We start from the raw sequence: 8,400 nt of genomic DNA on the forward strand, positions 1-8,400 counted from the left end.
CTTAAATCACTATTAACTCAAAACCCTAAATCATCATCCCATGAAAACCTTATTGAAACAAGCTTTTTTCATTGCAGGTCTTTTCTTTTTTGGAATTGTCTCTGCGCAACAGAAGGATATCAAACTTCCGCCGGAAGCCACCGAGTTTTGGGAGCCTGTACCTCGGAAAGTTACTCCAGGTACTGCTAACCATTTGGCTCCTGATGACGCTATTGTTCTTTTTGATGGGTCAGATTTAAGTCACTTCGAAAGCGCAAGAGACGGTAGCCCAGCAAAATGGACAGTTGCCAATGGAGCCATGACTGTATCTCCACGCACAGGAGACATTAGAACCAAGCAAGCTTTTGGAGATATGCAACTGCATGTAGAATGGGCTTCACCTACCGAAATCAAAGGAGAAGGCCAAGGAAGGGGTAACTCAGGTGTTATTATCATGGGTTTATATGAAATTCAGGTATTAGATTCCTATGATAATAGAACCTACTCCAATGGTCAAGCTGCGAGTATCTATAAACAATACCCACCTTTAGTCAATGCCATGAGAAAACCAGGAGAATGGAATACCTATGATATATTTTTCACAGCTCCAAAATTTAATCAAGATGGGATGCTCACTGCTCCAGCCAAAGTCACTGTCGTACACAATGGTGTATTGGTACAAAATGCAGTGGAGCTGAAGGGTCCTACAGAGTATATAGGTATACCTAATTACAAAGCCCATGAATCAAAACTGCCTTTTGTTCTTCAGGATCATGGTGACTTAGTAAGTTTCAGAAATATCTGGCTGAGAGAACTCTAGGAATCACCTTTCAGGAGATTTTGATAATCTTCTTCGGTATCAATATCTATTGAACCTAAGTCAAATTTAATTAAGTCGCAATCATGAAGGTGTTTGAGAATGATTTTTTTAGCACCTTCATTATTTTCCAAAGATAAGAGCTCTTCAAAATACTTTGAATCAAAAAGTGCTGGAACACCGATAGTATTGCCATAGGTACAGGCGACAATCCCTTTCTCTTTAACAGCAAAGAACTGATTTATTAGCTTCTCGTTGACAAACGGTTGATCACAGAGAATGATCAAAACCTGATCTATGGCATAATTATCAATTAGATAACTTAAGCCCAACTTCATAGAGCTAGCCATGCCAAGTTCATAATCATGATTGATAAGGAGTGAAAAACTAGACAAGTCAACTTGAGATTGAATCTCATCAGCATTACCTCCTAAAACAATCACAAGTTCATCAATTTTGCTTTTTAATATTGAGGAAATTGACCGTTCTAATAAAGTCTTCCCTTCAAACTTCAATAACTGCTTAGGTCTTCCCAGCCTCTCGGAATTACCAGCAGCTAATAAGATAACGCCTGTTTTCAGCTTTATTTGATCAATCATGAATAGGACCTGGTTTTTCTCGTAGTGAAAGTGGTGTTCTTTGAGCCATCACAGCCTTGATCTCTGATAGTATAGATAATGCGATCTCCTCTGAGCCTTCAGCTCCAATATCTAACCCTATTGGCCCAAAAATATGTGCTTCCGGCACCGTTTTTCCTTGCGAATTGAGTCTTTCAAATAGTTTCTCAGACTTTTTCTTCGGACCTAAAATACCAATATAAGATAAGTCATAGGAGAGGAGTTGACTTAAAACTACTGCTTCATATTCAAAATTATGTGTCATTAATAAAACCACAGTATTTGCATCAAAAGACAACTTATTTACCACTTCTTCTGCCGGAGACACAACTATCTGTCTGGCAGTCGGGAATCTTTCTTTGGTCGCATACTGCTTTCTACCATCTATTACAATCAGGCTCCAACCAAGCACATCTGCCATTTGGGCTAGAGGAATTGTATCATTCCCAGCGCCAAACAAAAGTAATTGAATACTAGGCTTGATCACTTCCACAAAAACATGTAAACCTTGATATCCTTCAAGTTCTACCACCGAAGATTTATTTTTATTATATTGATTACCAACACTTTGTAATTCAACAATTAAAGTAGTATCTACTAAATTAGATGATAAAATTTCTTGCTCTCCTTGCCTCAAAAGAACTGTTCCTATTTGTGTAGCTCTTGAATGAAGTAATGAAAAAACAGTTAAGATTGTACTAGTTATTCTTTTTCGAGTTCCGTATTCTAGAAGCAATACAGGATTACTTGGGTCATCATAATCCAATGGCTCTATCAATACTTGTATGATTCCATTACATCCTAAACCAATACCAAATTTCTGATCATCTTCATCTGTTGTATCATAGGTTACTAGCATAGATTTATTTTGAAAAATGACTGCCTGTGCTTTTCTCAAAGCATCACCCTCCAAACATCCTCCGCTAATTGCACCTGTGATTTGGCCTGATTCACTTACAAGCATCCTTGCCCCAGGTCTTCTGTAGGCAGAGCCATCCACTTTGACTACTGTAGCTAAAGCAGTTTTAATATTTGCTGTCTTATTTTGGTAGTATGCTGAAATGATGAGTTGAAGCTCTTTCATGAATCGTAGAATTTCTTCAAATCTATGAAAAAATGAACTGAAGGCTTGGAAAATTCTATCAAAGGCAATTTTGCCGTGATAAATAAGAGATACTCAAGCCTGTAGCCAAAGAAAGATATTTTAAGTTTCTCAAGTTCTAGATAGAAAATATAGGTTTAAAAAATACTTCTTAATATATAATAGGAATTCTTCTAAAAAACTTAGTATTTTGTAACATATGGCAAAATCAAGAGAAACCTTTAATAAAAAAGAGAAGGAAAAATTAAGACAAAAAAAGAAGCAGGATAAGCAAGAGCGTAAAGATGCCCGAAAATCAAGTGATAAATCCACGGATTTTGAAGACATGATCGCCTATGTTGATGAATTTGGAAACATCGTAGACACGCCACCGGATCCGGCTAAGAAAAAGAAAGAAATCGATGTGGACAGCATCGAAATCGGAGTACCAAAGTATGTAGCAACAGAAGAAGATAATGCTCCTAGAAAAGGAAAAGTTACTTTTTTCAATGAATCCAAAGGTTATGGATTTATTAAGGACGAACAAAGTCAAGATAGCGTATTTGTTCACATCAATGGGTGTGTAGACAAGATACAGGAGAATGATAAAGTCACCTTTGAAACAGAAAAAACTCCAAAAGGATTGAGTGCAATACAGGTAAAGCTGGTTTAATTCTATGAAGATTCCAAGTCTTGCAGAAATCAAGAAAGAATTATCACATCTCAATGATCAGGAACTCAAAGACCTGATCATTGATTTAAGTAAATTTAGTAGAGAGAATAAGGCTTATTTATTTTTTAAGCTTTTTGAGAGGGACAATCCTCAAATTTTTGTCGAAATGGTTCAAGATGAACTTGATTTTGAATTTAGTAAACACAATACATCCAACTTTCATACTGCAAAAAAGTCTGCTCAAACAATTAGGAGAAAACTGAATAAAAATCTGAAGTTAACCAAAGATGTATCAGCACAAATAGAACTTATAGCCTTTTTTTGCAAAAAAATGAGAGCTAATGGCTATTTAACTTTTTGTCATCCTGTCATTGAAAACCTATATAGAATTCAAGTAGGGAAGATTGAGACTTTAGTGAAGAAACTACATGAAGATCTACAATATGATTATGTTTCAGTTCTAGAGGATTTAAAATTTTAATTCCCGTTTGTAAAGCATGATGTATTGAATTTTAACCTTATTGTATTTCAACCCTAAATATATCATTAAAAAAATAGGGCATTAAGACCTTTATTAGCACTTTTTTACATCAAATGAAGTATTTTATATGTAATCTAAAAAGACCAGTGATGTAGTTATGATGTAACACTTTTTGGTATTGTATATTTTCATATGAATACATTGAGGGAAATTTTATTATCCATATTAACAAATTCCCAAAATAAATTTTCATGCCTATGAAAAATTTTACTATTTTATTTTCAATAGTGTTTGTTACGCTTACAAATTTGAACGCACAGACACAAATGAATCTCCCTGTTAATTTCAATGAAGCCAATGTAAACTATGGTGTCATCGGATTTGAAGGTGCCGAGAATTCAGAAATTGTAGAAGACCCTACCGATGCAAACAATAAAGTTGTTAGAGTAGTGAGGTCTAACACTGCTGCAACTTTTGCAGGAACTACCGTTACGGCTGTCACCAATGGAGTCCAAACTGGTTTTGCATCTCCGATTCCCTTCACAGCTACTGACACTAGGATGTCTGTCAGAGTTTGGTCTCCTGATGCAGGTATTCAAGTAAGACTCAAAGTAGAGGACTTCCAAGACCCCACCAAGTCTGTCGAGACTGAAGCTACATCTACTGTAGCAGGTGATTGGGAAACATTGGTGTTCAACTTTGCTAATCAAGCCACTGGTACGGAGGCTCTCAATCTCAATAATAACTTTAACAAAGCCACCATCTTCTTTAACTTTGGTGTAGACGGACCGACTGCTGGTGAAAAGACTTACTTCTTTGATGATATGGCTTTTGTCACAGGAGGTGGTGATGGCGGAGGAAATGATGGGGGAGGATCTGGCCTACCAACCATCCCTGTTGATTTTGAATCAGACGAGCTTACCTACGAATTTTTAGATTTTGAAGGAGGTGTACTTTCTAGAATTGCCAATCCACAAATCAACGATGACAACAACAGTGCCTTCGTAGGACAAATGGTCAAAGGGCCAGGAGCCGTTTTTGCAGGTTCGGTCATGCCTCTTGCCAGTCCTATGGACTTTAGCCAAGGAAAAACTTTAAGAGTGAAAGTTTTCATGCCTAGAGTAGGAGCAAAGCTACTTTTCAAAGTAGAAAACCAAAACAACCCTGATATCAATTTCGAAAGAGAACTTACTGGTACTGTTGCCAATCAATGGGAAACATTAGACTTTGATTATTCAGCAATCAATACTGCACAGAGCTATCAGAAAATCGTTTTGATCTTTGATCTAGGAACTTCCGGTGATGGATCTGCTAACTTCACATATTTGATAGATGATATTCAAATTGTAGATACTGCTGGAGATGGTGGGGGAGAGACAGACCCTAATCAAATGGATCTGCCTGTTACTTTTTACGAGGAAGAAATAAACTATGGCGTCATCGGATTTGAAGGTGCCGAGAATTCAGAAATTGTAGAAGACCCTACCGATGCAAACAATAAAGTTGTTAGAGTAGTGAGGTCTAACACTGCTGCAACTTTTGCAGGAACTACCGTTACGGCTGTCACCAATGGAGTCCAAACTGGTTTTGCATCTCCGATTCCCTTCACAGCTACTGACACTAGGATGTCTGTCAGAGTTTGGTCTCCTGATGCAGGTATTCAAGTAAGACTCAAAGTAGAGGACTTCCAAGACCCCACCAAGTCTGTCGAGACTGAAGCTACATCTACTGTAGCAGGTGATTGGGAAACATTGGTGTTCAACTTTGCTAATCAAGCCACTGGTACGGAGGCTCTCAATCTCAATAATAACTTTAACAAAGCCACCATCTTCTTTAACTTTGGTGTAGACGGACCGACTGCTGGTGAAAAGACTTACTTCTTTGATGATATGATCTTTGGGGAACCAGATATTGATGAATGCGACGGACTAGAAACACCAAGTATAAGCATCAGCGGACAAGGAACGGAAGTTATAACCTTAACTTCAAGCTCTGAAGAGGGAAATCAATGGTTTTTGGATGGAAATCCAATAGAAGGAGCTACTAGCCAAAGTATTGAGGTTAGTACATTCGGGGTCTTTGCTGTTCAAGTTACAATAGGGGACTGTATCAGTGAATTTTCTGACAATGTTTCCTTAATTGTGAATAGCCTTGAAATTAATCCAAATAGAGAGGTCAAAGTCTATCCAAATCCAGTGGAAAACACTTTAAATATAAGTGGTTTGCAGGAGGATGTGAGAAGTCTTCAAGTATTTGATGTTTCTGGTAGATTATTGCCGATTACATTTGAATATCAGGATGGACTATATCAAGGAAATGTTGCCAACTTAGGAAAAGGGCTTTACATTTTGTGGATACAACAAGGGAATAGAAGTTTCCCAATTAAAGTCATGAAAAAATAAAACTTGTCACACCTGGTTTTTTCAAAGCTAGGTGTGTATTAGGTTTGAAATTAAAAGAAATAAGTATGAAACTAAGAAATATATTAAGTTCAACCAAAATGCTATCAATAGCCATCTTATTATTGATAGTTGGATCGATTTCTTCTTGTGAAAAGAAAGAAATTCCAGATTTAACAGAAGAGCAAGTTAGGCAAATTAACCTGACCACTTCAGCTTGGAGGCTTGAAAGGGTAACAGTTGACGGGATGAATCAAACTGATATTTATAGAGATTTGCAGTTAAACTTTTCTGCCTCAAGCTACACATCAACAAATGGTCGTGTAATTTGGCCTGAAACTGGTACATGGGAATTTACTGATGAAACTAATACAGTTATCAGAAGAGATGACGGACTGTTAGTTACGATTCAAGTAGTCACCAGTAATTCATTGATTCTAGCATTAACCTGGGAATCTGGATCAATTACAACCGGAAGAATTGCTGCTGTCTCAGGTAATCATATTTTTGAATTTGGTAGATAAAATTCAATAGGGCTTATATTTCAAAAAGGCTGAATCTACGATGGATTCAGCTTTTTTTATTATCAAGTGAAATAATAAAACGAAATCCTTTTTGTTGTATAATTTACATTATGTTAAATAAAAAATTTTATACATATACTTAGCTATCTTAAATTGCATAATTCTAGATTATTGGCTAATCTTAGCCTACTATGGATGAAGCGTTCAAAAATTCAAAATCGATTTCTTTTGGCTTATTCTTGGGGCCTATAGTTTTTCTAAGCATTCTTTTCTTTTATAAACCAGCTGACTTATCCTTTAATGGACTATTTATACTATCATTAACTGCATGGATAGCTATTTGGTGGATTACTGAAGCCATTCCAATTGCTGCCACTGCTTTATTACCTCTTGTATTTCTGCCTTTGGCAAATGTCTTGTCAATTGCAGAAACAGCCAAATCATATTCCCATCCAATGGTTTTATTATACATGGGTGGGTTCATGATTGCCATGGCCATAGAAAAATGGAAACTCCATAAAAGAATTGCGCTGACGATAATAAATTGGATTGGACTCAACATCAAACTAATCATACTGGGATTCATGATTGCGACTGCATTTTTATCTATGTGGATTTCCAATACTGCAACAAGCCTGATGATGCTTCCTATCGCAATAGCGGTTACTTCACAACTTGATCCCAACCAAAATATCGATAGTCAAATAGGCAAAGCACTTATGCTTGGGGTTGCTTACAGTGCTTCAATTGGAGGATTAGCAACATTGATAGGAACACCAACCAATATTATCCTAGCAAGCGTTATTCAAGAGCTATTTCAAGTAGAAATATCATTTTCCCAATGGATGACATTTGGCCTACCTATTTCGATTGTTTTACTATTTATTTGCTGGTTTTACTTAACAAGGTTTGCATTCTCTTTTTCACAAATATATTCCGAGGAATTTGCAAAAGACGAAATCAAAAAACAGTTAATTGACTTGGGTTCAATAAGCAAGGCAGAAAAGAGAGTTGGACTAATCTTTGGTTTGGTTAGTATCGCATGGATAAGCCGATCAGGATTTCTGGATAAGCTCCTCCCCTTCTTAGATGATACGATTATTGCACTTTCGGGGGTCTTGCTTTTATTTTTAATTCCCTCTGGAAAAGGAACTTACAAACTTTTGGATTGGAAAACAGCTGAAAAAATTCCATGGGGGATATTGATTCTATTTGGAGGAGGACTCTCTTTAGCAGAGGGCTTTAAAACATCAGGTCTTGCTGAGTGGATTGGCAATCAATTTGTAACCTTAGAGTATATAGGTTTTGGACTATTCTTATTGATTGTCATTTTAGCAGTCAATTTTCTCACCGAAATCACCTCAAATATGGCTACTGCCTCTATGCTTTTACCCATTCTGGCTGCTGTATCATTCTCGATGGATGTGCACCCATTTGGGTTGATGATCGGAGCTACTATGGCTTCAAGCTGTGCGTTTATGCTTCCTGTGGCCACGCCTCCAAATGCTGTTGTATTTGGTTCAGGTTACTTGCGAATGCGAGATATGGTAAAGGCAGGACTTTGGATGAATATTATATCTGTAATTCTTATAGCTTTATTTACCTATTTCCTACTTCCTATAATATGGAGCATTGATTTGAAAAGTTATCCCTTCTAGTCTTAAACCTGTATTTTCTCTATACCCAATGTAATATTGGTCAATCGATCTAGAATAAAGAATGTAAACATAAAACGGATCAGTCTTAAAATCTGGGGAGGTTCAAAATTTAGCCATAGATATTAGCTAGTCTAAATAGGAAGAACTCTACATTTGAAACGCCTCTAAACT

8 protein-coding genes are annotated in these 8,400 nt (G+C 36.8%); 6 read left to right on the forward strand and 2 right to left on the reverse strand.

Annotated features, from left to right (window positions below; all coding sequences use genetic code 11):
• Window positions 1-40 precede the first annotated feature (40 nt).
• Window positions 41-799 carry a 3-keto-disaccharide hydrolase gene (locus tag CHB66_RS11740; RefSeq protein ID WP_089241140.1) on the forward strand — a complete coding sequence of 253 codons (759 nt, stop codon included), beginning with the start codon at window positions 41-43 and terminating at the stop codon, window positions 797-799.
• Here the strand turns inward: CHB66_RS11740 and CHB66_RS11745 are convergent.
• Entirely contained in the window at window positions 796-1,395 is a 600-nt protein-coding gene (locus CHB66_RS11745) for a nucleotidyltransferase family protein (protein WP_089241142.1), read from the reverse strand. The two genes, CHB66_RS11740 and CHB66_RS11745, sit on opposite strands and share 4 nt — an antisense overlap.
• Window positions 1,388-2,497 carry an XdhC family protein gene (locus tag CHB66_RS11750; protein WP_089241144.1) on the reverse strand — a complete coding sequence of 370 codons (1,110 nt, stop codon included), beginning with the start codon at window positions 2,495-2,497 and terminating at the stop codon, window positions 1,388-1,390. The genes CHB66_RS11745 and CHB66_RS11750 overlap by 8 nt, the downstream gene beginning before the upstream one ends.
• Before the next feature lie 217 nt (window positions 2,498-2,714).
• Between CHB66_RS11750 and CHB66_RS11755 the strand changes: the two genes are divergently transcribed.
• The 5 genes from CHB66_RS11755 to CHB66_RS11775 all read left to right on the forward strand — a co-directional run bounded on the left by CHB66_RS11755 (window position 2,715) and on the right by CHB66_RS11775 (window position 8,229).
• The gene (locus CHB66_RS11755) at window positions 2,715-3,167 is read left to right on the forward strand and encodes a cold-shock protein (protein WP_089241147.1); all 453 of its coding nucleotides are present in this window, start codon (window positions 2,715-2,717) and stop codon (window positions 3,165-3,167) included.
• Window positions 3,168-3,171: 4 nt separating this feature from the next.
• Window positions 3,172-3,648, forward strand: coding sequence for a hypothetical protein (locus CHB66_RS11760; protein WP_089241149.1), 477 nt, complete (start codon window positions 3,172-3,174; stop codon window positions 3,646-3,648).
• A gap of 257 nt (window positions 3,649-3,905) precedes the next feature.
• Entirely contained in the window at window positions 3,906-6,050 is a 2,145-nt protein-coding gene (locus CHB66_RS11765) for a T9SS type A sorting domain-containing protein (RefSeq protein ID WP_170932484.1), read from the forward strand.
• A 65-nt stretch (window positions 6,051-6,115) separates the two neighbouring features.
• Window positions 6,116-6,571: a hypothetical protein gene (locus CHB66_RS11770; RefSeq protein ID WP_089241153.1), complete on the forward strand. Its 456-nt coding sequence runs from the start codon at window positions 6,116-6,118 to the stop codon at window positions 6,569-6,571.
• A gap of 191 nt (window positions 6,572-6,762) precedes the next feature.
• The gene (locus CHB66_RS11775; RefSeq protein ID WP_089241155.1) at window positions 6,763-8,229 is read left to right on the forward strand and encodes an SLC13 family permease; all 1,467 of its coding nucleotides are present in this window, start codon (window positions 6,763-6,765) and stop codon (window positions 8,227-8,229) included.
• Window positions 8,230-8,400 lie beyond the last annotated feature (171 nt).

Source organism: Belliella buryatensis, assembly GCF_900188245.1.
Taxonomy (GTDB): domain Bacteria; phylum Bacteroidota; class Bacteroidia; order Cytophagales; family Cyclobacteriaceae; genus Belliella; species Belliella buryatensis.

Coding starts and splice junctions, on each gene's coding strand:
- CHB66_RS11740 (WP_089241140.1), top strand. CDS start 41: ATGAAAACCTTATTGAAACAAGCTTTTTTCATTGCAGGTCTTTTCTTT.
- CHB66_RS11745 (WP_089241142.1), bottom strand. CDS start 1,395: ATGATTGATCAAATAAAGCTGAAAACAGGCGTTATCTTATTAGCTGCT.
- CHB66_RS11750 (WP_089241144.1), bottom strand. CDS start 2,497: ATGAAAGAGCTTCAACTCATCATTTCAGCATACTACCAAAATAAGACA.
- CHB66_RS11755 (WP_089241147.1), top strand. CDS start 2,715: ATGGCAAAATCAAGAGAAACCTTTAATAAAAAAGAGAAGGAAAAATTA.
- CHB66_RS11760 (WP_089241149.1), top strand. CDS start 3,172: ATGAAGATTCCAAGTCTTGCAGAAATCAAGAAAGAATTATCACATCTC.
- CHB66_RS11765 (WP_170932484.1), top strand. CDS start 3,906: ATGAAAAATTTTACTATTTTATTTTCAATAGTGTTTGTTACGCTTACA.
- CHB66_RS11770 (WP_089241153.1), top strand. CDS start 6,116: ATGAAACTAAGAAATATATTAAGTTCAACCAAAATGCTATCAATAGCC.
- CHB66_RS11775 (WP_089241155.1), top strand. CDS start 6,763: ATGGATGAAGCGTTCAAAAATTCAAAATCGATTTCTTTTGGCTTATTC.